Genomic DNA, 23,493 nt, shown 5'->3' with positions numbered 1-23,493 from the left:
CTCTGCGGGCCGTTCGTTTTTACGCCCCCTGCCGTCATGACAAAAGCCATGCAAATTCTCGAACACGACGGATCGCGCCTCGCCGAGATCGCCGCACTATTCACCGCATCGGTCCATCAGCTGGCGACGGCGCATTACGACGCGGCGCAGCGTGCGGCCTGGGCGCCGCGGCCGCCCGATCCGGCGCAGTGGCAGAACCGCTTGCGGCATGCCTGCACTTTGCTCGCCGACGAGGACGGCAGCCTGCTCGGGTTTCTCGCCTTCGAGGCGCGAGGCCATGTCGACATGCTGTTCACCCTGCCCGGGGCGGACCGACGCGGGGTCGCGACACGGCTTTATCGCGAGGCCGAGCGGCGCCTGCGCGCGGTCGGCGTGGCGGAGCTGACGACGGAGGCCAGTCGCGTCGCCGAACCGTTCTTCGCGCGGGAAGGGTTCACGGTGTGTGAGCGGCAACGGGTCGAGCGCGGCGGACAGTGGTTCGAGCGCGCGCTGATGCGCAAGCGGCTGGCCGCCTAGTCGCGGGAGTTGCGCGCCGCTTCGGCAATCGTTTCGTGCACGAAGCGCAGCTTGTCGATGGCGGTCGCCGACAAGGCGAACGGATAAGCGTCGGCAAGGCCCAGGCCGCGGTTCAGGTTGTTGAGCGCGAAGGTCAGCGGGTACCAGCGCTGCATCAGCTCGTCGAACGAGCCGCGCGGCGGCTGTGTATCGGCGGAGGCGAAAGGCGTATCGCGCAGCGACAGGCCGCAGGCGCGCGCGGTCTGCAGGGTGTCGCCGATATGCAGGTAGTGCGCCCAGGTTTCCGCCCAATCCTCCCAGGGATGGCTGCGCGCGTAGTGGCTGACGTGGGCGCGCTGCCATTGGCCGTCGTCGATCTGCGCGTAGTGGCGCTGCAGGGCGCCGGCGTAGTCCTCGCGCTCGTCGCCGAAGCGCAGGCGAAACACATCGAGGCGCCATGAACCGGCGATCAGAAGATCCCAGTAGTAGTGGCCGATCTCATGGCGAAAATGGCCGAGCAGCGTGCGGTACGGCTCATGCAGGGCGACGCGGCGCTGCTCGCGCTGCGTGTCGTCGGCCTCGGCGATGTTGATGGTGATGACGCCGTGCGCATGGCCGGTCAGCACGGCATCGCCGGTGTCGGCATGCGGATCAGCGAGGAAGTCGAAGGCGAGTCCGCGCTCGGGGTCGTCGTGGCGGCTGGCGATCGGCAGGCGCAGTTCAAGCAGGCTGTACAGCAGCCGGCGTTTGGCGATTTCGAGGCGGTACCAGGCTTCGGCGTGGCCGGCCACGGACAGGTCCGGCAGCGTGCGCGTCAGCCGGCACGACAGGCACAGCTCGCTGGCCTCGTGGTGCGGAACCGCCCAGTTGCAGACGTTCGCTGTCCGGTAATTGGCGCACAGGCGGTACAGCGCGCCCTGTGCGCCACGCGTGGCGACGCGCCAGACGCCGTTGCCGTCGAGAGCGAGCGCCGCCATCCGCCGCCGATCCGGCAGGAACGCCAGCGTGTGTCCGCAGCGCGTGCACTGCGAGTTCTCGAAAAACAGCAGCTGGCCGCAGTGGTCGCAGCGGAAGATCTTCACGGCGGCCTCCCGCGCGTGTGATGCCGGGCGTCCTCATTAGGGCGGCGGCGATGAACCGGTGCTGTATGGCAGCGGACCGGTGCGATGCGCGGGCCTGCGTCGCCCGCGTTGTGCGCTGCGAGCGCGGCTGCGCGCCGCGGCGCTACAGGCGGAACTGCTCGCCGAGATAGACCCGGCGGACCGTCTCGTTGGCCAGCAGCGTGTCCGGCGAGCCTTCGGCGATCACCTGGCCTTCGGCGAGGATGTAGGCGCGCTCGCAGAGCGACAGCGTTTCGCGCACGTTGTGGTCGGTGATCAGCACGCCGATGCCGCGCTGCTTGAGGTGGTGGACGATCTGCTGGATGTCGCCGACCGCGATCGGGTCGACGCCGGCGAACGGCTCGTCGAGCAGGATGAACCGCGGGTTCGCGGCCAGCGCGCGGGCGATCTCGACGCGCCGGCGCTCGCCGCCGGACAGCGCCTGACCTTCGGCGTCGCGAATATGGGTGATGTGCAGTTCGCCGAGCAGGCGTTCGAGCTCGGTCTCGCGGCCGGCGGCGTCGAGATCCCTGCGCAGTTCGAGGATCGCCAGGATGTTGTCCCGCACCGACAGCTTGCGGAACACGCTGGCCTCCTGCGGCAGGTAGCCGAGGCCGAGACGTGCGCGCGCGTGCATCGGCAGCGCGGTGATGTCGCGGCCGTCGAGTTCGATGCGGCCGCCGTCGGCCGGGATCAGGCCGACGATCATGTAGAACGAGGTGGTCTTGCCGGCGCCGTTCGGGCCGAGCAGGCCGACGATCTCGCCGCTCGACACGCTCAGCGAGACATCGCGCACGACGGTGCGCTTCTTGAAGCGCTTGACCAGCGCATAGGCCGACAGCGTCGAAGGTCCCTTCATGGGCGCGGGCCCGGGTTCGTGCCGTCGGTCGGTGTCTCGCTCTTCGGCGGCGGCGGCTGGAAGGTGATGGTGACCTGGCCGCTGCCGCCGCTGGCGGCGCGGATGCGGCGCTCCGGCACGATGTAGCCGATCGTCTCGCCGGTCACTTCGTCGTCGCCGCGCTTCAGGCGCGCGCCGCCGCTCATGTCGACGGTGCCGGTGCGCGAGTCGTAGTGGATCTCCCGGGCTTCGGCATGGACCGCCTGTGCCGCCGCGCCGCTGGCCTTGGGGTCGGCGGCATGGTCGAGCGTCGCCGGCGCGCCGTGAATCCAGGCCTCGAACTGGCCGTCGGCGGCCTGCTTCACGTCCATGCTGTCGCCGCGCACGACCAGCGAGCTGGAGTCCATCGACACGTTGCCGACGTACTTCATGGTGTTGTTCTGCACCCACTCGGCACGGTCGGCCTTGACCGTGATCGGACCGCTCGGGCGCAGCTGCTCGAGCGCTTCGCGGTTGGTCTTCTTGTCGGCGGTGCTGTCCTGCGCCAGCGCCGCCGCGGCGGGCAGCAGCAGCGTCAGCAGCAGGCCGGCGACGGCGCTAGCGGCGCGGTGCGTCATAGTGCATCTCCACGTTGCCTTTCATCTGCACGCGCGTGGCGTCGAAATCGGATTCCCAGCCGCTGGCCGTGGCGACGCGGCCGGGGGCACGTGCCTGCACCGGCAGATCGGAGCGGATGGTTTTCTTCTCCCAGTCGACCCAGACCTCGCGGGCGGCGATCGTCGTCGGCAGGCCGCGCGCCTGACCGCGCACGGCGACGTCCGGCTCCAGGCGCATGCGCTGTTCGTTGGCCGGTACGATGCCGCGCGGCGCTTCGAGATGCCAGCTGCCCTGCTCGCCGCCGAGACGGTCGAGCGTGACCGTGTCGAGCGTCATCGAACGGTCCTCGAAGTAGTCGATGCGTTGCGCCTGCGCGCGCACCATGGGCGTGCCGTCGGCGCCGTAGCGCGTCCAGACCGCGCCGTCGGCAACGTACTGCGGCACGCGCGCCGGTTCCGCCGCCGTCGTCGTCGCCAGCTGGCGATCGCGCTTCATGCTGTTCGTCACGATCAGCGCCGCGGCGATGATCAGCGCGAGGAACGGCAGCCAGGCGCGCAGGCGCTTCACGCCAGGCCCTGGGCGTCGAGAATGAGGTCCACGGCCTCGCGCACGGCGCCGTTGCCGCCGCCGTAGCGCGACACCCAGTGCGCGGCGGCGAGCGCCTTCGGATGGGCATCGGCGACCGACAGCGCCAGCGCCACGCGCTGCATCAGCGGCAGATCGGGCACGTCGTCGCCCATGTGCGCGCACTGTGCGTCGGTCAGGCCCAGCGTGTCGCGGATGCGCACGTAGGCCGGCAGCTTGTCCTCGGTGTCGAGCGCGATGTGGCGCACGCCGAGCCAGCTCAGGCGCTGGCGCATCGACTCCGACGGCCGGCCGCTGATGACGGCGACGTGCAAGCCGGCCTTCAGCATCATCTTGATGCCGAGGCCGTCGCGTACGTAGTTGGTCTTCGTTTCCTCGCCGTTCGGGCCGATGTAGAGCTTGCCGTCGGTCAGCACGCCGTCGATGTCGAGGAACAGGCAGCGGATGTCGCGGGCGCGCCAGACCAGCTCGCCGGTATCGAGCTGGTTCATGCGGACGCTCCGCTGCGGCCGGCGGATCCGGCGTCGTGCGCGCGCCGCTGGCGCGCCGCAACCCTGCGCTTCGTCGCCGCGCGCATCAGACCACCCCCGCGCGCAGCAGGTCGTGCATGTGCACCACGCCTTTGAGGTGGCCGGCCGCGTCCTCGATCAGCAGCGCGGTGATCTTGTACTTCTCCATCAGCGCGACGGCTTCGGCGGCGAGCTGGTCGGCGCGCACGGTCTTGCCGCCCCGGGTCATCACCTGCTCGACGCGCGCCTGGCGCACGTCGATGCCCTGGTCGAGCACACGGCGCAGGTCGCCGTCGGTGAACACGCCGAGCACGCGCTGCTGTTCGTCGACGATCGCGGTCAGGCCGAAGCCCTTGCGCGACATTTCCAGCAGCGCGTCGCTGAGCCGGGTGTCCGGGGAAACCTGCGGCAGGCGCTCGCCGCCGTGCATGACGTCGGAGACCTTCAGCAGCAGGCGCCGGCCGAGCGAGCCGCCCGGATGCGACATCGCGAAATCTTCCGGCGTGAAGCCGCGCGCTTCGAGCAGCGCGACGGCCAGCGCGTCGCCCATCGCCAGCGTCGCCGTGGTGCTCGCGGTCGGCGCCAGGTTCAGCGGGCAGGCCTCCATCGCCACCGACACGTCGAGGTGCACGTCGGCGGTCGTCGCCAGCGTCGAACGCGGCTTGCCGGTCATCGCGATCAGCGGTGCCGACATGCGCTTGAACAGCGGCAGCAGGGTGATGATCTCGTTGGTCTCGCCCGAGTACGAGATCGCCAGCACCACGTCCTGGCGCGTGATCATGCCGAGATCGCCGTGGCTGGCTTCGCCCGGATGCACGAAGAACGACGGCGTACCGGTCGAGGCCAGCGTCGCGGCGATCTTGCTGCCGATATGGCCCGACTTGCCCATGCCGGTGACGACGACGCGGCCGTTGCAGGCGAGCATCAGCTCGCAGGCGCGCGCGAAGCTCGCATCGACGCGCGGCAGCAGCGCGCTCAGCGCATCGCGTTCGATCTCGAGGGCGCGACGGCCCAGGGCTTGCAGCTTCGCGGCATCCATCCCGGTGGGGGTCCAAAAGCGAAAAGGGCGCCCAGTATACCGGCCGCCGCGCGCCGGGCCGTGGGGGTCAGGCCGCGCGGATCGCCGCGTAGGCGTCGAGCGCCCGCTGGCGCGAGGCGCCGAGCGCGGCGATCGGTTCCGGGTAGTGCTCGTTCAGGCGCACGCCGCCGCGCTCCAGCACGCCGGCCTTGGCCAGCCACGGCGCGTGCGCGGCCTCCGCCGGCAGGCGCGCGAGCTCCGGCAGCCAGCGGCGGATGTAGCTGGCGTCCGGGTCGAATTTCTGCGCCTGCAGCAGCGGGTTGAAGATGCGGAAGTACGGCGCGGCGTCGGCGCCGCAGCCGGCCGTCCACTGCCAGCCGAGCGTGTTGTTGGCGAGGTCGGCGTCGAGCAAGGTGTCCCAGAACCAGCGCGCGCCCTCCTGCCACGGAATCAGCAGGTTCTTGGTGAGGAACGACGCCACGATCATGCGCACGCGGTTGTGCATCCAGCCGCTCGTCCACAGCTCGCGCATGCCGGCGTCGACGATCGGGATGCCGGTGCGGCCGCGCTGCCAGGCGGCAAGGTCGGCGGCGTAATCGGCGCGCGTTCGCCACGGCAGATGCGCAAATTTTTCCTGCAGCGGCGCCTCGGCCGTGTGCGGGAAATGGAACAGCAGGTGATGCGCGAATTCGCGCCAGCCCAGTTCGCGCAGCACCTGCCCGGCGTCGGCTTCCAGCGTCGCCGTGCCCTGCGCACGGCGCAGCAGCGCGGCGCGGACCTGTTGTGGCGACAGCTCGCCGAAGTGCAGATGCGGCGACAGCTGCGTGGTGAGGGGCCGGAACGGGAAGTCGCGGCCGCCGCGGTAGTGGCCGAGCGCGCTGCGCACGAAGCGGTCGAGCGCGTGCTGCGCGCCGGTCTCGCCGGGGCGCCATTGTGCATAGAAGCCGGCATCCCAGTTCAGCTTCGGCAGCAGCTGCAGCGATTCGAGCGTGTCGCTGTGCAGATGCACGGCTGCGCCCTTGAGGTGCAGCGGCGCCGGCTCGACCTGCAGCGGCGGCAGTTCGGCGGAGAGTTTGCGCCAGAACGGCGTGAACACCCGGTACGGCTCGCCGCCGGCGGTTTTCAGATTCCACGGCTCGTGCCACAGCGCGGCGCGGTGGCTGTGCGCGGCGATGCCCTGCTCGCGCAGTGCGGCCTTGATCGCGCGGTCGCGCGCGACGATCGCCGGCTCGTACAGGCGGTTCCAGTAGACCGCCTCGGCGCCGGTTTCGGCGAGCAGTGCGCGCAGCGCCTGCAGGCTGTCGCCACGGCGGATCAGCAGCGGCGCGCCGCGTTCGGCGAGATCGCCGCCGAGCCGTGACAGGCTGTGATGCAGCCACCAGCGGCTGGCGGCGCCGGGCGCCCAGTCGCGTTCGGCGCCGAGGTCGGCGATGTAGACCGGCACGACGCGTTCGTGCCGCGCCAGCGCGGTCTGCAGGGCCGGATGGTCGGCCAGGCGCAGGTCGCGGCGGAACCAGACGAGGGCGGTCGAGGCGGGCATGGTCGTATTTTGATCGAGGGTTCGGCACACGGGCAGTCCCCGCCGGCACCGTATAATGACCACCTGCCATGTCCTCCATATCCGCGCCCCACGCCGCCGCGCCAGCCAGCGCCCTCGAGATTCGCGGCATCCGCAAACGTTACGGCTCGCTCGAAGCGCTGCGCGGCGTCAGCTTCGACGTCCGGCGCGGCGAGTTCTTCGGCCTGCTCGGGCCGAACGGCGCCGGCAAGTCGACGCTGATCGGCATCATCTCCGGCCTCGTGCAGGCCGACGAGGGCAGCGTCGCGGTGCTCGGCCACGATACCGTTCGCGACTTCCGGACCGCGCGCCGCCTGCTCGGTGTGGTGCCGCAGGAGCTGGTGTTCGATCCGTTCTTCAAGGTGCGCGACCTGCTGCGCATCCAGGCCGGCTATTACGGCTGCGGCAAGGAAAGCTGGCCGTGGATCGACGAGATGCTCGAGCGCCTGGAACTGGCCGGCAAGGCCGGCAGCTCGATGCGCGCGCTGTCCGGCGGCATGAAGCGGCGCGTGCTGATCGCCCAGGCGCTGGTGCACAAGCCGCCGGTAGTGATCCTCGACGAGCCGACCGCCGGCGTCGACGTCGAGCTGCGCCGCACGCTGTGGGCCTTCATGAGCGACCTGCACCGCCAGGGCACGACCGTGGTGCTGACCACGCACTATCTCGAGGAAGCCCAGGAGCTGTGTTCGCGGATCGCGATCCTCGACCGCGGCAGTGTCGCCGCCGTCGAGCCGACGCCGCAGCTGCTGGCGCGCCACCCGTATCGTTTCCTGCGCCTGAAGCTCGCCGACGGTGCGCAGCTGCCGGCGGCGCTGCGCGAGCTGGTGACCGGCGAGGTTGGCGGCGCCTACGAACTCAAGCTGGAGACGGCCAGGCACCCGATCGGCGCGGTGTTCGATGCGCTGCGCACGGCCGGGGTCGCGATCGAGGACGTGCAGACCCGCGAGCCCGATCTCGAGGACATCTTCATCGAGATGACCGGACACACCGCGAAGCCGGCGGCGACCGGAGCGGCGAAGTGAAGCGCGCGCCGTGGACGCCCGGCACCTCGATGCAAACCCCGGGAGCCCGCTCGTGACGCCGGACCAGATCGGATTTGCGACCCTTCTGAAGAAGGAAGTGATGCGTTTCTGGTCGGTGCTCGGCCAGACGGTGACGGCGCCGGTCATCACCGCGCTGCTCTACCTGCTGGTGTTCGCGCAGGCGATGCAGGGCCGCGCGCCGGTCTATCCGGGCGTCGGCTACACCGAGTTCCTGGTGCCGGGCCTGGTGATGATGACGGTGATCCAGAACGCCTTCGCCAACACCTCGTCGAGCCTCACGCAGTCCAAGATCATGGGCAACCTGGTCTTCCTGCAGATGGCGCCGCTCGGGCCGCTGCAATGGTTCGGCGCCTACATCATCGCGGCGATCGTGCGCTGCATCCTGGTCGCCACGGCGATGCTGCTGGTGACCTGGCCGTTCGTGCACCTGCCGGTGCATGCGCCGCTGGCGCTGGCGGCGATGTTCCTGCTCTCGGCCGGCAGCCTCGCGGTGCTCGGCATGATCGCCGGCATCATCGCCGAGAAGTTCGATCATATCGCCGCGTTCACCAACTTTTTCATCACGCCGCTGTCGTTTCTGTCCGGCGTGTTCTACTCGGTGCATGCGCTGCCGCCGCTGTGGTTCGCGGCCAGCCACCTGAACCCGTTCTTCTACATGATCGACGGCTTCCGCTACGGTTTCTTCGGCCACGCCGACGTGCCGATCTGGCAGAGCCTGCTGTGGAGCACGGGCTTCTTCGGTGTCTGCGCCGCCGTCTGCCTGTGGATGCTGGTCACCGGCTACAAGCTGAAGCGATGATCGACCCGCATGACTGGCTGCTGTTCGCCGGCACGGCGCTGCTGATGGTGCTGACGCCGGGGCCGAACATGCTGTACCTGGTCTCGCGCTCGCTCTGCCAGGGGCCGCGTGCCGGCAGCCTCTCGCTGCTCGGCGTCGTCTGCGGGTTCCTGTTCCACATGGGCGCGGCCGCGTTCGGCCTGACGGCGCTGCTCGCCGCCGTGCCGCTGGCCTACGAAGCGCTGCGCTGGGCCGGGGCCGCGTATCTGGTCTGGCTGGCCTGGCAGGCGCTGCGGCCCGGCGCGCGCTCGCCGTTCGAGCCGCTCGCGCTGACGCCGGATTCGCCGCGTCGCCTGTTCGCGATGGGCTTTCTCACCAATCTGCTGAATCCGAAGATCGCGATCTTCTACCTCGCGATCTTTCCGCAGTTCGTATCGGCGGCGCGCGGTTCGACGCTGCTGCAAAGCCTGTCGCTCGGCGCGACGCAGATCGCCATCAGCTTCGTCGTCAATCTGGCGATCGTGCTCGCCGCCGGCCGGCTCGCGGCCTGGTTCGCGCGGCATCGTCGCTGGTGGGGTGTGCAGCGCTACCTGATGGGCTCGGTGTTCGCCGCACTGGCGTTGCGGCTTGCCTTGGAGCCGCGGCGTACCGCATAAGAAGCGCCATGCCGCGGCCACGGGCGGCCGCAGGAGTTCCGGAACCATGAACAAAGAACAGATCAAACAACTCATCGAAGCCGGCCTGCCGGACGCGCAGGTAACCGTTCTCGGCGATGATGGCCAGCATTTCGAGGCGACGGTCGTCAGCGCCGCGTTCGCCGGCAAGCCGCCGCTCGCGCAGCATCGCATGGTGTATGCGACGCTGGGCGAGCGCATGGGGCGCGAGATTCACGCCCTGAAGCTGAGCACGCGCGCGGCCTGAAAGGCCTGCGCCCTTATTTCTCCGAGGGCCGTGCCGCCGATTGATGGGCGGGCCTCGATACGCGAACGTCATGGACAAATTCATCATCGCCGGCAACGGCCCGCTGCACGGCGAAATCGACGCTTCCGGCGCCAAGAACGCCGCCCTTCCGATTCTTTGCGCGTCGCTGCTGTCCGACGAGCCGCTGCACGTGACCAACGTGCCGAAGCTGTGGGACGTCAACACCACGCGCAAGCTGCTGCTGCAGATGGGCTGCGCGGTCGAGCAGCCGACGCCGCACGAAATGATCATCGACGCCAGGCCGATCACCACCTGCGTGGCGCCGTACGAGCTGGTCAAGACCATGCGCGCGTCGATCCTCGTGCTCGGGCCGCTGGTCGCGGCGCGCGGCGAGGCGCACGTTTCGCTGCCCGGCGGCTGCGCGATCGGCGCGCGCCCGGTGAACCTGCACCTGATGGGCCTCGAAGCGATGGGCGCCGAGATCAAGCTCGAGGGCGGTTTCATCCACGCCTACGCCAGGAAGCTGAAAGGCGCGCGCATCGTCTTCGACACGGTCACCGTCACCGGCACCGAGAACCTGATGATGGCGGCGACGCTCGCCGAAGGCGAGACCGTGCTCGAGAATGCCGCGCGCGAGCCGGAAGTCGTCGATCTGGCGCGCTGCCTGCGCGCGATGGGGGCCCGGATCTCGGGCGAGGGCACGACGACGATTCGCGTGCAGGGCGTCGCCGCGCTGCACGCGGCGCAGCACTCGGTGCTGCCGGACCGCATTGAGACCGGCAGCTATCTGGTCGCCGGTGCCGCGACGCGCGGTCGCGTGCGCGTCAACAAGACCGATCCGGCGATGCTTGACGCGGTGCTCGTCAAGCTGCAGCAGGCCGGCGGCAAGATTTCGACCGGCCCCGACTTCATCGAGGTCGACATGCAGGGCAAGCGCCCGCTCGCGGTCAACATCCATACCATGCCGCACCCCGGCTTTCCGACCGACATGCAGGCGCAGATGATGGCGCTGAACTGTCTGGCCGAAGGCGTCGGCGTGATCAAGGAAACGATCTTCGAGAACCGTTTCATGCACGCGCAGGAGCTGCTGCGCCTCGGCGCCGACATTCGCATCGAGGGCAACACCGCCGTGATCACCGGCAAGGAGCGCCTGCAGGCGGCGCCGATCATGGCCACCGATTTGCGCGCCTCGGCTTCGCTGGTGATCGCCGCGCTGGCGGCCGACGGCGAGACCTTCATCGACCGCATCTACCACATGGATCGCGGCTACGAGGACATCGAGGGCAAGTTCGCCGCGCTCGGTGCCAGAATCAAGCGCGTCGCCAGGCTGATGTAGCCTGCACGCAACCGGAGACCGATGCGATGGCCGAACCTACCAAGAAGCTCGCGGTGCTGATCGACGCCGACAACACCCAGCCGGCGATCGCCGCCCCGCTGCTCGACGAGGTCGCCAAGTACGGCGTTGCCTCCGTCAAGCGCATCTACGGCGACTGGACGACCGACAACCTTCGCGGCTGGAAGAAGGTGCTCGTCGATCTGGCGATGCAGCCGATCCAGCAGTTCAGCTACACGACCGGCAAGAACGCGACCGACAGCCGCATGATCATCGACGCGATGGATCTGCTGTACTCCGATCGCTTCGACGGCTTCTGCCTGGTGTCCAGCGACAGCGACTTCACCGGTCTGGCCTCGCGCCTGCGCGAAGCCGGCCTGACGGTGTACGGCTTCGGCGAGCGCAAGACGCCGACCTCGCTGGTCTCCGCCTGCGACAAGTTCATCTATCTCGACGTGCTGCGCGGCGCGACCAAGAAGCCGGCGAAGCCTGCCGCCAAGGCCGCGCCCGCCGAGCCCGCGCCGGTCAAGGACGTGTCGGTCAAGGCCGCGCCGGCGCGCAAGAAAGCCAAGCCCGCCGAGGCCGTGACCGTGGCGGCGCCGGCGGCCGAGCCGACGACCGAACCGGAGCGCGCGCCGGAGCCGCGCGCCGAGAAGGTCGATCCGAAATCCGATGCGGCGTTGCAGGAACTGCTGGCGCAGGCGATCGACGACGCCGCCGACGACGACGGCTGGGCGACGCTCGGCGCGGTCGGCAACCTGATCGCCAAGCGCAAGCCGGACTTCGACTCGCGCAATTACGGCTACAAGAAGCTCAGCGATCTGGTCCGCGCCGTCGAGCGCTTCGAGATCGACGAGCGCAAGTCGGCGGACGGCAAGCAGAAGACCGTCTACCTGCGTGATCCGCGCACCGGCGGCTGAGTCCGGCGCCGGTCCGTGCGGACGGTCGCCCGGCGGGCCGGGTACAATCGCGCCCCCTGAGTGTTTTCCCTAGGCTCCTAGGCGCGATGACTGCCCTGACTCTGGCCCTGTCGAAGGGCCGCATCCTCGAAGAAAGCCTGCCGCTGCTGGCCCGCATCGGCCTCGATCCGGCCGGCGACATCGACCGGCTGCTGCGCGTGCCGTCGCGCACGCCGGGCGTGTCGCTGCTGATCATTCGTCCGGCCGACGTGCCGACCTACGTCGAGCACGGCGCCGCCGACCTCGGCATCGTCGGCAAGGACGTGCTGATGGAGAACGGCAGCACCGAGCTCTACGAGCCGCTCGATCTCGACATCGCCAAGTGCCGGCTGTCGGTCGCGGCGAAGAAGGATGCCGCGCCGCGCGACCCGCGCCGGCGTCTGCGCGTCGCCACCAAGTATCCGGAGATCGCCAGCCGCCACTTCGCCGACAAGGGCGAACAGGTCGAGATCATCAAGCTGTACGGCTCGATGGAACTGGCGCCGCTGGTCGGCCTTGCCGACGTCATCGTCGATCTGGTCGCGACCGGCGGCACGCTGCGCGCGAACGGGCTGGTCGAAACCGAGATCATCTGCCAGGTCAGCTCGCGTCTGGTCGTCAACAAGGCGGCGCTGAAGACCAAGAACGCGGCGATCACGGCCCTGCTCGAACAGATCCGGGCCTCGCAGCGGCGCAAGGCGGCGTGATGGGCGGCCAGCCCCTCGCGATCCAGCGGCTCGACAGCCGCGACGCCGGTTTCGACGCCCAGCTGGCGGCGCTGCTCGATCGTGCGCCGGAGACCAGCCCCGAGGTCACGCGCGTGGTCGACGGCATCGTCGCCGACATCCGCGCGCGCGGCGATGCGGCGCTGCTGGAGCTGACCTGCCGTTTCGATCGCCGCACGCTCACCGGCGTTGCCGAGCTGGAGATTTCGAAGGCGCAGTGGGCCGCCGCCTGGGATGCGCAGCCGGCCGATCTGCGCGCCGCGCTCGAAGCCGCCGCCGCGCGCATCCGCGCCTACGCCGAATACCAGAAGCTGGCGCCGTTCTCGTTCGTCGACGAGCTCGGCAATACGCTCGGTCAGGAAGTGCGCGCGCTCGAGCGCGTCGGCATTTATGTGCCGGGCGGCAAGGCTGCGTATCCGTCGTCGGTGCTGATGAACGCGATCCCGGCCAAGGTCGCCGGCGTCGACGAGATCGTCATGGTGGTTCCCGCGCCGGGTGGCGAACTGAATCCGGTCGTGCTCGCCGCCGCGCACCTCGCCGGCGTCGATCGCATCTTCACGATCGGCGGTGCGCAGGCCGTCGCCGCGCTGGCCTACGGCACGGCCACCATTCCGGCCGTCGACAAGATCGTCGGCCCCGGCAACGCTTACGTGGCTGCCGCCAAGCGCGCGGTATTCGGCCGCGTCGGCATCGATTCGATCGCCGGCCCGAGCGAGATCGTCGTCGTCAGCGACGGCGGCTCGGATCCACGCTGGATGGCGATGGATCTGTTCTCGCAGGCCGAGCACGGCGAGGATTCCGAAGCGATCCTGATCTCGCCGGACGCGGCCTTCCTCGATCGCGTCGCCGCGGCGATGGCCGAGCGTGTGACCAGCCTGCCGCGTGAGCCGATCGTGCGTGCCTCGATCGCCGCGCGCGGCGCGCTGATTCTCGTGCGCGATCTCGACGAGGCCTGCGCGGTGTCGAACCGCATCGCGCCGGAGCACCTGGAACTCGCCGTCGAGGCGCCGCGCGCGCTGATCGGCAAGGTCCGCCACGCCGGCGCGATCTTCGTCGGGCGGCACACGCCGGAAGCCTTCGGCGACTACTGTGCCGGCCCGAACCACGTGTTGCCGACCTCGCGCGCGGCGCGCTTCAGCAATCCGCTCGGCGTCTACGAGTTCCAGAAGCGCAGCAGCCTGATCGAGTGCAGCGCCGAGGGCGCCAGGCCGCTCGCGCAGATCGCCGGCCGCATCGCCGACGCCGAAGGGCTGCAGGCGCACGCGCAGAGCGCGCGCGATCGCGGCTAGGACAAGCGGGAACCCGCAATCGCGCGAGCGGGCGGGCAGGCGTATGCGCGCGCCTCGGTGCCGCCGCCCGCGACCGCTGCGGCTAAACGCCCTCGATCGCCGCGCGCAGCTGCCGGTAGCCCTCGACCAGTCGCGGGCCCGGGCGGCCGAGGAAGGCTTCGCTGATCGGCACCACGCGTCCGCGGCGGACCGCCGCGACGTCCTGCCAGCCTTCGCGCCGCAGTACGACGTCGGCGCGGTATTTGTCGACTTTCACGCCGCACCAGCTCATCGCCAGCACGTCGACCGGCGCCCCGGGCGCGGCATCGGCGGCGAGCGTCTGCGTCGGCGCGTCGCAGCCGGCCAGCGCGTTGCGCCCGCCGGCGCGCTCGATCAGATCGTGCACCCAAGAACGCCGCGCGGCGCCGATCACCGGCTTCGGCCACCACTCGACGAGCACCCGCGGCGCGTCCGGCGCCGGCGTTCGCGCCGGCATCTGCTGCTGCATGGCGGCGACCAGGCGTGCGCCCGCGTCGGCGAGCCGGAGCGCGGCGGCGATACGGCGGATGTCGTCGAACACCTCGTCGAGACTCTGCGGATTGCAGACCACGAGCGGGACACCGGACGCCGCCAAGGCGTCGACGATGCGATCGTGGCCGGGCACGGTGAGCGAACTCAGCACGAGGTCCGGCTTGAGCGCGAGCGCGGCCTCGACGTCGAACTGCAGGTCGCGGCCGAGCTGCGGCAGGCGGTCGACCACCTCCGGCGGAAAGTCGGAGTCGGCGTCGACCGCGACGAGCCGGTCCTGCGCGCCGAGCGCGCAGACGATCTCGGTGTTCGAGCAGGTGTGCGAGACGACGCGCATCTCGGGCGATCCGTGCGGCTTCAGCGCTCGATGCGGGCGAAAGCCTTGCGTGCGCTGCGCTGCCAGCCGAAGCGCAGCGCGCCGGCGACCAGCGCGCCGACGCCCGGCAGCTTGCCGTCGAAGCGGATCACATAGTCGAGATCGGTATCGGCGCCGTCGGCCTTGAGCGCGATCGTGCCGAGGTGGTTCTTCAGCGGACCGCCGCGCACGATCGCGTAGTCGAGGCGCGTCGGTCGCTCGAAGGCGACGATCTGTTCGTCGAACGACAGCGGGCCCGGCCCGATGCGGCGAACCGAGCCGACGCCGTTCGGCTCGCGCGGGTCATCGCCGGCGCGCACGACCGTGCAACTGCCGCCGAACAGCGACGCGAAATTCGGATGCTGCGAGAGGAATTCGAACACGCTGTCGACCGGCGCGTGGATTCGTTCGCGGAAATGGACTTCGTGCTGCGGCATGCGGCGTTCCCTGGATGCTGGTTTGCCACCGACTCTAGCAGCGTCGCGGCGCAAAACAGCGGATAATGCGCGCCGGAGTCGGCCGGGCAACCGCTGCCGCGCAAGCGGGGGAGGAAAGTCCGGGCTCCACAGGGCAAGGTGCCAGGTAACGCCTGGGCGGCGCGAGCCGACGGAAAGTGCAACAGAGAACAGACCGCCGAAGCTCCGCAAGGAGCTGGCAAGGGTGAAACGGTGCGGTAAGAGCGCACCGCGGTTCCGGCAACGGAAACGGCACGGCAAACCCCACCTGGAGCAAGACCAAATAGGGAAGGGCCTGTCCGGCAACGGGCAGGACGCGTGGCCCACGCGCCTTCCGGGTAGGTTGCTTGAGCGGCGCAGTGATGCGTCGCCTAGAGGAATGGTTGCCGGAACGCTTCGGCGTCCGCACAGAACCCGGCTTACAGGCCGACTCCATTTTTTCTTTCCTTTTCGCCCCGGGCTGGGGCGCTCCGGTCGGCGCGCATGCGCCGCACCGGTGCATGCAAGTTGTGATTAAAAATTGATTTAAGTTCTATTTGAACGTCTTTAGTCAATCTGTCCGGTTGTCGCCAAAGCGGCTTCAGCGAGCTGAAAGGCAGCTGAACGGAAAATGCGCAGGCCGTCGGCCGGAACCTGTCGCTTTACTTTAGCTTTCTGGTGTAAACAGATGTTTGTTAAGGATATTGTTGTTCGATCCGATCTTGTTGCTCTAAGCCGCTGTTTCAGCGTGATTTTTCTCCCGAATCGCGCTTGCGTGGGGTAGGTCGGTGGGCTATAGTGGCCGCATAGTGGTGGAAAGTGGGAGAAAGTGGGGGACGCCTCACGCCAATCGCCGTGTTCGCCGGGTCACATCAACTTTCGATTGACGACAAGGGTCGCTTGGCGATCCCGGCCCGCTTTCGCCAGCCGCTCACGGACAGCTGCGGTGCGCAGCTCGTCATCACTACCGGCCCGAATCCGTGCATCGAGATCTACCCGGCGCCCGAGTTCCAGCGGATCGTGCGTGACATCCAGGCGATGGATGACCGCATCACCGCCGAGAAGCTCAAGCAGGTTTTCGTCGGCTTCGCGGTCGAGACAACCATGGATGCGCAGGGGCGCGTGCTGCTGCCGCCGATGCTGCGGCGCCGCGCACGCCTCGACGGCAATGCCGTGCTGATGGGCCAGGACACGCGCTTCGACCTGTGGGCGGCCGACATCTGGGAGCAGCGCTTCGGCGAGGGCTCGGATCTGCTGGCCTCGCTCGAAGATGCCTTCCGGACGCTGAAGCGGTGATCGGCGGCCATGCCCTTCGATGCCGATTTCGCCCGCGCCTGGAGCGGGCCTGACGCCGCCATGAATCTCCATCGGCCGGTGATGCTGGATGAAGCGCTCGCCGGTCTGACGGTCCGCGCCGATGGCGTCTATGTCGACTGCACCTTCGGCCGCGGCGGCCACAGTGCCGCGATGCTCGATCGTCTCGGCGCGCGCGGACGCCTGCTCGGGCTCGATCAGGATCCGCAGGCGGTCGCGCACGCCCGCGAGCGTTTCGGCGCCGATAGCCGCTTCGCGATCTACCACTGCAACTTCGCCGCGCTGGAGGCGGTGGCGCAGGAAGCCGGCGTCGCCGGCCGCGTCGACGGCATCCTGATGGACCTTGGCGTCTCGTCGCCGCAGCTCGACGACGCGGCGCGCGGTTTCTCGTTCGGCAAGGACGGCCCGCTCGACATGCGGATGAATCCGCAGGCCGGCGAGTCGGCGGCCGACTGGCTGGCGCGTGCCGGCGAAGCCGAGATCGCCGACGTGCTCTGGCAGTACGGCGACGAACGCAACAGCCGGCGCATCGCGCGGCGCATCGTCGAGACGCGCCGCGAGGCGCCGCTGACGACGACTGCGCAGCTGGCGGCGCTGATTGCTTCGGTGCCGGGCCCGCGCTCGCGCCACATTCATCCGGCCACGCGCAGCTTCCAGGCGATCCGCATCCACATCAACCGCGAGCTCGACGTGCTGTCCGACGCGCTCGCGCAGGCGGTGCGCGTGCTGGCGCCGGGCGGCCGCCTCGTCGTCATCAGCTTCCATTCGCTCGAGGACCGCATCGTCAAGCGCTTCCTGCGCGACGCGGCGCGCAGCGAGATGCCGACGCTGAAGCTGCACGGCAAGCAGTTCCCGTCGCGCGAGGAAGCGGACGCCAATCCGCGCGCCCGCAGCGCGGTGCTGCGTATCGCGGAGCGCCTGCCGTGAGCCGGTTCCTGGCCAGCCTTTCGCAGGGCAACCGGCCCGTGCGGCGGCGCCGTCTGCCGATGTCGCGGTTCTCGTGCCGCGTGCGGGAAGCGTTGATGCAGGGGACGTCATGAAGCGCGGCACGCTCATGATCCCGCTGCTGCTGATCGCCGCGATCATCGTCTCGGCGCTCGCCGTCGTGCGCACCAAGCACGAGAACCGCGCGCTGGTCGCCGAGCTGGAGACGCTGCGCACCGAGCGCGAGCGCCTCGACATGGAGTGGGCGCAGTTGCAGCTCGAGGAAGCGACGCTGGCCAGCAACAATCGCGTCGAGCGCATCGCCCGCGAGCAGCTCGGCATGGTCGAGCCGCGCGATTACGAGATCGTCGACCAGACGCCGGTCGCGGGAGCCGCGCGATGAGCGCGCGCCGCAGCGTGACGCCGCCGGCCGAGCCGGTCGGCGGCTGGCGCCGCGCCTTCGTGCTCGGCGCGCTCGGCGTCGGTGCCTGCGTGGTGTTCGGTCGCGCCTTCCAGCTGCAGGTCATCGATCAGGACTTCCTCGCCGCCGAGGGCAGCAAGCGTTTCATCCGCAACGTCGTGATCCCGGCGCATCGCGGTGCGATCGTCGATCGTCGCGGCGAGCCGCTGGCACTGTCGGCGCCGGTCGAGTCGCTGTGGGCGGTGCCGCAGGCGCTGCTCGATTCGCCGCAGCACGTCGAAGCGGTGGCCAAGCTGCTCGGTCGCCGCCCCGCCGAGTTCCGCAAGTTCCTCGAGGCGCGGACCGAGCGCAAGTTCGTCTACATCAGCGATCCGCTGTCGCCGGCCGAGGCCAAGCGTGTGCTCTCGCTTGGCGCGCCCGGCGTGTTTTCCGACCCGGCCTACGCGCGCTACTACCCGGCCGGCGAGGTCGCCGGCCAGATCGTCGGTTTCTGCGGTCGTGACGGCGCCGGCCTGGAGGGCATCGAGAAGTCGCAGGAGTCGGTGCTGCGCGGCAAGCAGGGCTCGCGCCGCGTGATCCGCGACCGCGCCGGCCGCATCGTCGAGGACAACCTTGAATTCGCCGAGGCGCAGTCCGGCGAGGACGTGCAGCTGACGATCGATCTGCGCATCCAGTACCTCGCCTACCGCGAGCTCAAGGACGCGGTGATCCGCCACAAGGCCAAGGGCGGCAGCATCGTCATCGCCGACAGCGCGACCGGCGACATTCTCGCGGTCGCCTCGCAGCCGGGCTTCAATCCGAACAACCCGGGCGAGCGCAAGCCGCCGGGCACGCGCAATCGTGCGATCGTCGATTCGTTCGAACCGGGCTCGACCGCCAAGCCGCTGCTGGTGGCGCAGGCGCTGGAGCTCGGCCTGTTCCAGCCGACCAGTACGGTCGACACCGGCCCGGGCTGGTTCAAGGTCGGTGCGCTGACGGTGCGCGACGTGCATCCGGGCGGCGTCATGGATCTGGCCAAGATCCTCGCCAAGTCGAGCAACGTCGGCGCCGCCAAGATCGGCCTGACGCTCGGTCCCGAGGCGGTGTGGTCGGGCTTCCAGCGCTTCGGTATCGCCGAGCCGATCTATACCGGTTTCCCCGGCGAGGCCGGCTCGGTGCTGCGCCATTACAGCGAGTGGGGCCAGATCGCGACGGCGACGGCCTCGTACGGCTACGGCTGGTCGGTCAACGCGCTGCACATGGTGCGCGCCTACGCGGCGCTCGCCAACGACGGCCTGATGCCCCACCTTCGGCTGATCCGGAACACCCGGCCGGTACCGCCGCAGCGCGCGATCTCGGCGAACACGGCGCGAGAAGTGCGGCACATGCTGGAGACCGTCGTCGCCCCGGGCGGCAGTGCGACGCGCGCCGCGATCCACGGCTACCAGGTCGCCGGCAAGACCGGTACCGCGCGCAAGCTTTCCGATACCGGCGTCTATGACCCGAACCGGCATCAGGCGCTGTTCGTCGGCATGGTGCCGGCCGAGCGTCCGCGGCTGGTCGGTCTGGTCGTCATCGACGAACCGGGTGACGGCGGCTATTACGGCGGCCTCGTCGCGGCGCCGGTGTTTTCGAACGTGATGCAGGGCGCGGCGCGCCTGCTGCAGATTTCGCCGGACGGCACCGATACGCCGGATCTGGCGCCGCCGGATGCGCCGCGCCTGACGGTGGCGCTGCCGCCGGAGACGCCGGCTTCTGCGCCGAAGGCCAAGGCCGGGGCGGCGCTCGTCAAAGTCGCGGAGCCGCGTCTGTGAACGCCGCAACGCATTCTTTGAAGACGCTGCTCGGCGGCTACGGCGTGCCGGCGCCGGACTTCGAGGTGAGCGGCGTCGAACTCGATTCGCGCCGCGTCACGCCGGGCGATCTGTTCCTCGCCTGCCGCGGCAGCGGCACCACGCACGGACTCGCGCATCTCGAGCAGGCGCTGCGGCGCGGCGCGGCCGCGGTCGCCTGGGAGCCGGCGCCCGGCTATGGCGAGCCGGACATCGGCATTCCCCAGGTCGCCGTACCGCAGCTTGGTCGCCGCGCCGGCGAGATCGCCGCGCGCTTCTACGGCGAGCCTTCGGGGCATCTTTACTGCGTCGGCGTCACCGGCACCGACGGCAAGACCTCGACTGCGTACCTGATCGCGCAGGCGCTCGATGCGCTGCAGCATCCGTGCGCCTACATCGGCACGATCGGCCTCGGCCGCGTCGGCGCGCTCGAGAAGAACACGCACACGACGCCGGATCCGGTCGTGCTGCAGCAGTGGCTCGCGCGGCTGCGCGCCGACGGCGTGCGCGCCTGCGCGATGGAGGTCTCCTCGCACGCGCTCGATCAGGATCGCATCGCCGGCATCCGCTTCCGCACCGCGGTGCTGACCAACGTCACGCGCGACCATCTCGACTATCACGGCACGGTCGATGCCTATGCCGCCGCCAAGCGGCGCCTGTTCGAGCGGCCCGACGTGGCCAGCGCGGTGCTGAACCGCGATGACGCGCGCGGCGCCGAATGGGCCGATGCGCTCGAGACGCGCCTGCAGGTGATCCGCTACGGCATCGAAGGGCCGCGCCCGGCCGGCCACTTCCTGATCGCCCGCGATCTGGCGCTCGACGTCGCCGGTCTGTCGTTCGCGATCGACAGCCACCTCGGCACGGCGCGGCTCGCCAGTCCGCTGCTCGGCCGCTTCAACGTCCACAATCTGCTCGCCGCGCTCGGCGCGCTGCTCGCGCATGATCTGCCGCTCGATGCCGCGGTCGCGGCGCTCGCACGGGCGCGCACCGTGCCCGGCCGCATCGAGGGCTTCCGCGGTCCGCACGCGCGGCCGCTGGTGGTCGTCGACTACGCACACACGCCGGAGGCGCTGCGCCAGGTGCTGCGCGCGCTGCGCGCGCACACCGCCGGCCGGCTGAGTGTGGTATTCGGCTGCGGCGGCGATCGCGATCGCGGCAAGCGGCCGCTGATGGGCGTCGCGGCAGTCGAGCTCGCCGACCGCGTCATCGTCACCGACGACAATCCGCGCAACGAATCGCCGCAGGCGATCGTCGCCGAGATCCTCGCCGGCATCGGCCTGGCGGCGAGCCCGGTCGAGGCGCCGCGCGTGATCCACGACCGCGCCGAGGCGATTCGCACGGCGGTCGCCGAGGCGGGCGCCGACGATGTCGTGGTGATCGCCGGCAAGGGTCACGAGGACTACCAGATCTACGGCAGCGAGGTGCGCGCGTTCAGCGACCGCGCGTTCGTCGCCGGACTGGTCGGGATGGAGGCGCGCGCGTGCCTGACGACCTGAGCCTGTTCGCGCTGTCCGAACTGCTGGCGCCGCTGCACGGCGAGCTGCGCGGCGCCGACCGGCGCTTCACGCGCGTCAGCACCGACAGCCGCGCGCAGCTCGACGGCGCGCTGTTCGTCGCCTTGCGCGGCGAGCGCTTCGACGGCCACGCCTTCGTGGCGCAGGCGCGCGCCGCCGGCGCCGTGGCGGCGCTGGTGTCCGAGTTCGTCGACGATCCGCTGCCGCAGCTGAAGGTCGCCGACACGCTCGCCGGCCTGCAGCAGATGGCGACGCTGTGGCGCCGCCGCTTCGCGATTCCGGTGGTCGCCGTCACCGGCAGCAACGGCAAGACCACGACCAAGCAGATGCTCGCCGCGATCTTCCGCGCGCGCGGCCCGGTGCTGGCCACGCAGGGCAATCTGAACAATCACATCGGCGTGCCGCTGACGCTGCTCGGCCTGCGCGGCGAGCACCGCACCGCCGTCGTCGAGATGGGCGCCAGCCATGGCGGCGAGATCGCCCTGCTGGCGCGCATCGCCGAACCCAACGTCGGCGTCGTCACCCAGGCCGGCGACGCGCACCTCGAAGGCTTCGGCTCGCGCGAGGGCGTGGCGCGCGGCAAGGGCGAGCTGTTCGCGGCGCTCGGCGCCGGCGGCGTCGCCGTCATCAACGCCGAGGACGCGTTCTTCCCGCTGTGGAAGGAGCTGGCCGGGCCGGCAGCGGCGCTGAGCTTCGGCCTGCGCGACGGCGTCGACATCCGCGCGCTGCACGTCGAGGCGCTGCCGGGCGCCGGCACGCGCTTCACGCTGGTGACGCCGCAGGGCCGGGCCGAGGTGCAGCTGCCGGTGCCGGGCCGCCACAACGTCATGAACGCGCTCGCCGCGGCCGGCTGCGGCATCGCCCTCGGCCTCGGGCCGGCGCAGATCGCGATCGGCCTGTCGCAGATGGAAGGCGCCGCCGGACGCCTGTCGTGGAAGGCGACGCCGCAGGGCGCGCGTCTGCTCGACGACAGCTACAACGCCAATCCGAGCTCGCTGCGCGCCGGGCTCGAACTGCTCGCCGAGCTGCCGGGCCGGCGCTGGCTGGTGCTCGGCAACATGGCCGAACTCGGTGCGGATGCGGCGCGCCTGCACGCCGAGGCCGGCGCCAGCGCGCGGCGCCTGGGCATCGAACGCCTGTACGCGCTCGGCCCGCTCGCAGCCGAGGCCGCGACGGCCTTCGGCGCCGGCGGCGAGCGTTACGACAGCGCCGAACAACTCGCGGCCGCGCTCGCGCCGCAACTCGACAACACCATCACGCTGCTGGTGAAGGGCTCGCGGTCGTCGCGCATGGAGCGCGTCGTCGCCGCGCTCACCGGCGAGTCGATGCATGGGGGGACCCACTAGTGCTTTACCACCTCGCCGAATATCTGCGGCAGCACGTCAGCGGCTTCAACGTCTTCACCTATCTGACGTTCCGCAGCGTGCTCGGCATCCTGACCGCGCTGATCTTCTGCTTCTCGTTCGGGCCGCTGCTGATCGAGCGCCTGTACCGCTTCAAGTTCGGTCAGCCGGTCCGCGACGACGGGCCGAAGACGCACTTAAAGAAGACCGGCACGCCGACCATGGGCGGCCTGCTGATCCTCGGCGCGATCAGCGTTTCGACGTTGCTGTGGGCGGACCTCAGCAACCGCTTCGTGTGGTTCGCGCTGCTCGTCACGCTGGCGTTCGGCGCGGTCGGCTTCGCCGACGACTACATCAAGATCAAGTACAAGGACCCGAAGGGTCTGCCGGCGCGCAAGAAGTACTTCTGGCTGTCGCTGGCCGGTTTCGGCGTCGCGACGCTGATCTACTGCACGGCGAAGACGCCGACCGAGACGACGCTGATCCTGCCGTTCGTCAAGAACGTGTCGATCTCGCTCGGCCTGTTCTTCATTCCGTGGGCGTATCTGGTCATCGTCGGCTCCAGCAACGCCGTCAATCTGACCGACGGCCTCGACGGCCTGGCGATCATGCCGACCGTGCTGGTCGCCTCGGCGCTGGCGATCTTCGCGTACGCGAGCGGCAACGCCAAGTTCGCGACCTATCTCGGCATTCCGTTCATCAGCGGCGTCGGCGAGCTGGCGATCTTCTGCACGGCGATCGCCGGCGCCGGCCTGGGCTTCCTCTGGTTCAACGCCTATCCGGCGCAGGTCTTCATGGGCGACGTCGGCGCGCTGGCGCTCGGCGCCGCGCTCGGCGTGGTCGCCGTGCTGGTCCGCCAGGAGATCGTGCTGGCGATCATGGGCGGCATCTTCGTCGCCGAGACGGTATCGGTCGCACTGCAGGTCGGCTACTTCAAGTGGAGCGGCGGCAAACGCATCTTCCGCATGGCGCCGCTGCACCACCACTACGAGCTCAAGGGCTGGCCCGAGCCGAAGATCATCGTGCGCTTCTGGATCATCACGCTGATTCTGGTGCTGATCGGCCTGGCGTCGTTGAAGGTGCGCTGATGACACAGGGCCGCGAGCAGATGCGAGTGAGGATGCGGGCATCGGCGCAACGCGC

The 23,493-nt window shown here is 69.9% G+C and carries 25 protein-coding genes and 1 other RNA gene; 17 read left to right on the top strand and 9 right to left on the bottom strand.

Going from position 1 to position 23,493, the window contains the following annotated elements:
• Positions 1-48: 48 nt before the first annotated feature.
• A complete protein-coding gene (locus K343_RS0116605; protein WP_028009033.1) occupies positions 49-516 on the top strand; it encodes a GNAT family N-acetyltransferase in 468 nt (155 codons plus the stop codon).
• On the opposite strand, the gene K343_RS0116600 is transcribed toward K343_RS0116605, so the two are convergent.
• The 7 genes from K343_RS0116600 to K343_RS0116570 form a co-directional block, all read right to left on the bottom strand.
• Positions 513-1,577: a zinc-binding metallopeptidase family protein gene (locus K343_RS0116600; protein ID WP_028009032.1), complete on the bottom strand. Its 1,065-nt coding sequence runs from the start codon at positions 1,575-1,577 to the stop codon at positions 513-515. The two genes, K343_RS0116605 and K343_RS0116600, sit on opposite strands and share 4 nt — an antisense overlap.
• A 142-nt stretch (positions 1,578-1,719) precedes the next feature.
• On the bottom strand, positions 1,720-2,454 hold the full coding sequence (lptB, locus tag K343_RS0116595) for an LPS export ABC transporter ATP-binding protein (RefSeq protein WP_028009031.1): 735 nt from the start codon (positions 2,452-2,454) through the stop codon (positions 1,720-1,722).
• Complete coding sequence (gene lptA / locus K343_RS23640; RefSeq protein WP_028009030.1) at positions 2,451-3,050, bottom strand: lipopolysaccharide transport periplasmic protein LptA; 600 nt, start codon at positions 3,048-3,050, stop codon at positions 2,451-2,453. Before lptA ends, lptB begins: the two co-directional genes overlap by 4 nt.
• The gene (gene lptC / locus K343_RS0116585) at positions 3,031-3,597 is read right to left on the bottom strand and encodes an LPS export ABC transporter periplasmic protein LptC (RefSeq protein ID WP_028009029.1); all 567 of its coding nucleotides are present in this window, start codon (positions 3,595-3,597) and stop codon (positions 3,031-3,033) included. Before lptC ends, lptA begins: the two co-directional genes overlap by 20 nt.
• Positions 3,594-4,106, bottom strand: a complete 513-nt coding sequence (locus K343_RS0116580; protein WP_028009028.1) for a KdsC family phosphatase — start codon at positions 4,104-4,106, stop codon at positions 3,594-3,596. Before K343_RS0116580 ends, lptC begins: the two co-directional genes overlap by 4 nt.
• Positions 4,107-4,191: 85 nt before the next feature.
• On the bottom strand, positions 4,192-5,163 hold the full coding sequence (locus K343_RS0116575) for a KpsF/GutQ family sugar-phosphate isomerase (protein ID WP_028009027.1): 972 nt from the start codon (positions 5,161-5,163) through the stop codon (positions 4,192-4,194).
• A 67-nt stretch (positions 5,164-5,230) separates the two neighbouring features.
• Positions 5,231-6,682, bottom strand: a complete 1,452-nt coding sequence (locus tag K343_RS0116570) for a cryptochrome/photolyase family protein (protein WP_028009026.1) — start codon at positions 6,680-6,682, stop codon at positions 5,231-5,233.
• A 68-nt stretch (positions 6,683-6,750) separates the two neighbouring features.
• Between K343_RS0116570 and K343_RS22615 the strand changes: the two genes are divergently transcribed.
• From K343_RS22615 to hisD, 8 genes are all read left to right on the top strand, one after another.
• Positions 6,751-7,722, top strand: a complete 972-nt coding sequence (locus K343_RS22615; RefSeq protein ID WP_051278613.1) for an ABC transporter ATP-binding protein — start codon at positions 6,751-6,753, stop codon at positions 7,720-7,722.
• Between the two features lie 52 nt (positions 7,723-7,774).
• Positions 7,775-8,542: an ABC transporter permease gene (locus K343_RS0116560; RefSeq protein ID WP_028009025.1), complete on the top strand. Its 768-nt coding sequence runs from the start codon at positions 7,775-7,777 to the stop codon at positions 8,540-8,542.
• The gene (locus tag K343_RS0116555) at positions 8,539-9,177 is read left to right on the top strand and encodes a LysE family translocator (RefSeq protein WP_028009024.1); all 639 of its coding nucleotides are present in this window, start codon (positions 8,539-8,541) and stop codon (positions 9,175-9,177) included. Before K343_RS0116560 ends, K343_RS0116555 begins: the two co-directional genes overlap by 4 nt.
• 46 nt (positions 9,178-9,223) lie before the next feature.
• Complete coding sequence (locus K343_RS0116550) at positions 9,224-9,442, top strand: BolA family protein (protein WP_028009023.1); 219 nt, start codon at positions 9,224-9,226, stop codon at positions 9,440-9,442.
• A gap of 70 nt (positions 9,443-9,512) precedes the next feature.
• On the top strand, positions 9,513-10,778 hold the full coding sequence (murA, locus tag K343_RS0116545) for a UDP-N-acetylglucosamine 1-carboxyvinyltransferase (RefSeq protein ID WP_028009022.1): 1,266 nt from the start codon (positions 9,513-9,515) through the stop codon (positions 10,776-10,778).
• A gap of 26 nt (positions 10,779-10,804) precedes the next feature.
• Positions 10,805-11,695 (top strand): NYN domain-containing protein, encoded by an 891-nt coding sequence (locus K343_RS0116540; RefSeq protein WP_028009021.1) that lies wholly within the window; start codon positions 10,805-10,807, stop codon positions 11,693-11,695.
• An 86-nt stretch (positions 11,696-11,781) separates the two neighbouring features.
• Entirely contained in the window at positions 11,782-12,420 is a 639-nt protein-coding gene (gene hisG / locus K343_RS0116535) for an ATP phosphoribosyltransferase (protein ID WP_028009020.1), read from the top strand.
• The gene (gene hisD / locus K343_RS0116530) at positions 12,420-13,727 is read left to right on the top strand and encodes a histidinol dehydrogenase (RefSeq protein ID WP_028009019.1); all 1,308 of its coding nucleotides are present in this window, start codon (positions 12,420-12,422) and stop codon (positions 13,725-13,727) included. Before hisG ends, hisD begins: the two co-directional genes overlap by 1 nt.
• Before the next feature lie 82 nt (positions 13,728-13,809).
• On the opposite strand, the gene K343_RS0116525 is transcribed toward hisD, so the two are convergent.
• Together K343_RS0116525 and K343_RS22610 are read right to left on the bottom strand one after the other, a co-directional pair.
• Positions 13,810-14,571: an ABC transporter substrate-binding protein gene (locus K343_RS0116525; protein ID WP_028009018.1), complete on the bottom strand. Its 762-nt coding sequence runs from the start codon at positions 14,569-14,571 to the stop codon at positions 13,810-13,812.
• Positions 14,572-14,591: 20 nt separating this feature from the next.
• Positions 14,592-15,026 carry an SRPBCC family protein gene (locus K343_RS22610; protein ID WP_051278611.1) on the bottom strand — a complete coding sequence of 145 codons (435 nt, stop codon included), beginning with the start codon at positions 15,024-15,026 and terminating at the stop codon, positions 14,592-14,594.
• 74 nt (positions 15,027-15,100) lie between these two features.
• Here K343_RS22610 and rnpB point away from each other — a divergent pair.
• The 8 genes from rnpB (at position 15,101) to mraY (ending at position 23,438) form a co-directional block, all read left to right on the top strand.
• Positions 15,101-15,482, top strand: an RNA gene (gene rnpB, locus K343_RS23650) — RNase P RNA component class A.
• A gap of 360 nt (positions 15,483-15,842) precedes the next feature.
• Positions 15,843-16,319, top strand: coding sequence for a division/cell wall cluster transcriptional repressor MraZ (mraZ, locus tag K343_RS22605; RefSeq protein ID WP_084615950.1), 477 nt, complete (start codon positions 15,843-15,845; stop codon positions 16,317-16,319).
• A 60-nt stretch (positions 16,320-16,379) separates the two neighbouring features.
• On the top strand, positions 16,380-17,264 hold the full coding sequence (gene rsmH, locus K343_RS0116510; protein ID WP_028009017.1) for a 16S rRNA (cytosine(1402)-N(4))-methyltransferase RsmH: 885 nt from the start codon (positions 16,380-16,382) through the stop codon (positions 17,262-17,264).
• 109 nt (positions 17,265-17,373) lie between these two features.
• Entirely contained in the window at positions 17,374-17,664 is a 291-nt protein-coding gene (ftsL, locus tag K343_RS0116505) for a cell division protein FtsL (RefSeq protein ID WP_028009016.1), read from the top strand.
• On the top strand, positions 17,661-19,475 hold the full coding sequence (locus tag K343_RS0116500; RefSeq protein ID WP_028009015.1) for a peptidoglycan D,D-transpeptidase FtsI family protein: 1,815 nt from the start codon (positions 17,661-17,663) through the stop codon (positions 19,473-19,475). The genes ftsL and K343_RS0116500 overlap by 4 nt, the downstream gene beginning before the upstream one ends.
• Positions 19,472-20,989, top strand: a complete 1,518-nt coding sequence (locus K343_RS0116495; protein WP_028009014.1) for a UDP-N-acetylmuramoyl-L-alanyl-D-glutamate--2,6-diaminopimelate ligase — start codon at positions 19,472-19,474, stop codon at positions 20,987-20,989. The genes K343_RS0116500 and K343_RS0116495 overlap by 4 nt, the downstream gene beginning before the upstream one ends.
• A complete protein-coding gene (locus K343_RS0116490; RefSeq protein ID WP_028009013.1) occupies positions 20,974-22,353 on the top strand; it encodes a UDP-N-acetylmuramoyl-tripeptide--D-alanyl-D-alanine ligase in 1,380 nt (459 codons plus the stop codon). The genes K343_RS0116495 and K343_RS0116490 overlap by 16 nt, the downstream gene beginning before the upstream one ends.
• The gene (gene mraY / locus K343_RS0116485) at positions 22,353-23,438 is read left to right on the top strand and encodes a phospho-N-acetylmuramoyl-pentapeptide-transferase (protein WP_028009012.1); all 1,086 of its coding nucleotides are present in this window, start codon (positions 22,353-22,355) and stop codon (positions 23,436-23,438) included. The genes K343_RS0116490 and mraY overlap by 1 nt, the downstream gene beginning before the upstream one ends.
• Positions 23,439-23,493 lie beyond the last annotated feature (55 nt).

Source organism: Solimonas flava DSM 18980, from assembly GCF_000426685.1.
Taxonomy (GTDB): Bacteria; Pseudomonadota; Gammaproteobacteria; order Nevskiales; family Nevskiaceae; genus Solimonas; species Solimonas flava.
The sequence above is the reverse complement of the archived record's forward strand: the minus strand, read 5'-3'. Positions and strand labels throughout refer to the sequence as shown.

Excerpts from the sequence above, each read along its gene's own strand:
- K343_RS0116605 (WP_028009033.1), top strand. The coding sequence starts at position 49 with ATGCAAATTCTCGAACACGACGGATCGCGCCTCGCCGAGATCGCCGCA.
- lptB (WP_028009031.1), bottom strand. The coding sequence starts at position 2,454 with ATGAAGGGACCTTCGACGCTGTCGGCCTATGCGCTGGTCAAGCGCTTC.
- lptA (WP_028009030.1), bottom strand. The coding sequence starts at position 3,050 with ATGACGCACCGCGCCGCTAGCGCCGTCGCCGGCCTGCTGCTGACGCTG.
- K343_RS0116580 (WP_028009028.1), bottom strand. The coding sequence starts at position 4,106 with ATGAACCAGCTCGATACCGGCGAGCTGGTCTGGCGCGCCCGCGACATC.
- K343_RS0116575 (WP_028009027.1), bottom strand. The coding sequence starts at position 5,163 with ATGGATGCCGCGAAGCTGCAAGCCCTGGGCCGTCGCGCCCTCGAGATC.
- K343_RS0116570 (WP_028009026.1), bottom strand. The coding sequence starts at position 6,682 with ATGCCCGCCTCGACCGCCCTCGTCTGGTTCCGCCGCGACCTGCGCCTG.
- K343_RS22615 (WP_051278613.1), top strand. The coding sequence starts at position 6,751 with ATGTCCTCCATATCCGCGCCCCACGCCGCCGCGCCAGCCAGCGCCCTC.
- K343_RS0116555 (WP_028009024.1), top strand. The coding sequence starts at position 8,539 with ATGATCGACCCGCATGACTGGCTGCTGTTCGCCGGCACGGCGCTGCTG.
- K343_RS0116550 (WP_028009023.1), top strand. The coding sequence starts at position 9,224 with ATGAACAAAGAACAGATCAAACAACTCATCGAAGCCGGCCTGCCGGAC.
- murA (WP_028009022.1), top strand. The coding sequence starts at position 9,513 with ATGGACAAATTCATCATCGCCGGCAACGGCCCGCTGCACGGCGAAATC.
- K343_RS0116540 (WP_028009021.1), top strand. The coding sequence starts at position 10,805 with ATGGCCGAACCTACCAAGAAGCTCGCGGTGCTGATCGACGCCGACAAC.
- hisG (WP_028009020.1), top strand. The coding sequence starts at position 11,782 with ATGACTGCCCTGACTCTGGCCCTGTCGAAGGGCCGCATCCTCGAAGAA.
- hisD (WP_028009019.1), top strand. The coding sequence starts at position 12,420 with ATGGGCGGCCAGCCCCTCGCGATCCAGCGGCTCGACAGCCGCGACGCC.
- K343_RS0116525 (WP_028009018.1), bottom strand. The coding sequence starts at position 14,571 with ATGCGCGTCGTCTCGCACACCTGCTCGAACACCGAGATCGTCTGCGCG.
- K343_RS22610 (WP_051278611.1), bottom strand. The coding sequence starts at position 15,026 with ATGCCGCAGCACGAAGTCCATTTCCGCGAACGAATCCACGCGCCGGTC.
- rsmH (WP_028009017.1), top strand. The coding sequence starts at position 16,380 with ATGAATCTCCATCGGCCGGTGATGCTGGATGAAGCGCTCGCCGGTCTG.
- ftsL (WP_028009016.1), top strand. The coding sequence starts at position 17,374 with ATGAAGCGCGGCACGCTCATGATCCCGCTGCTGCTGATCGCCGCGATC.
- K343_RS0116500 (WP_028009015.1), top strand. The coding sequence starts at position 17,661 with ATGAGCGCGCGCCGCAGCGTGACGCCGCCGGCCGAGCCGGTCGGCGGC.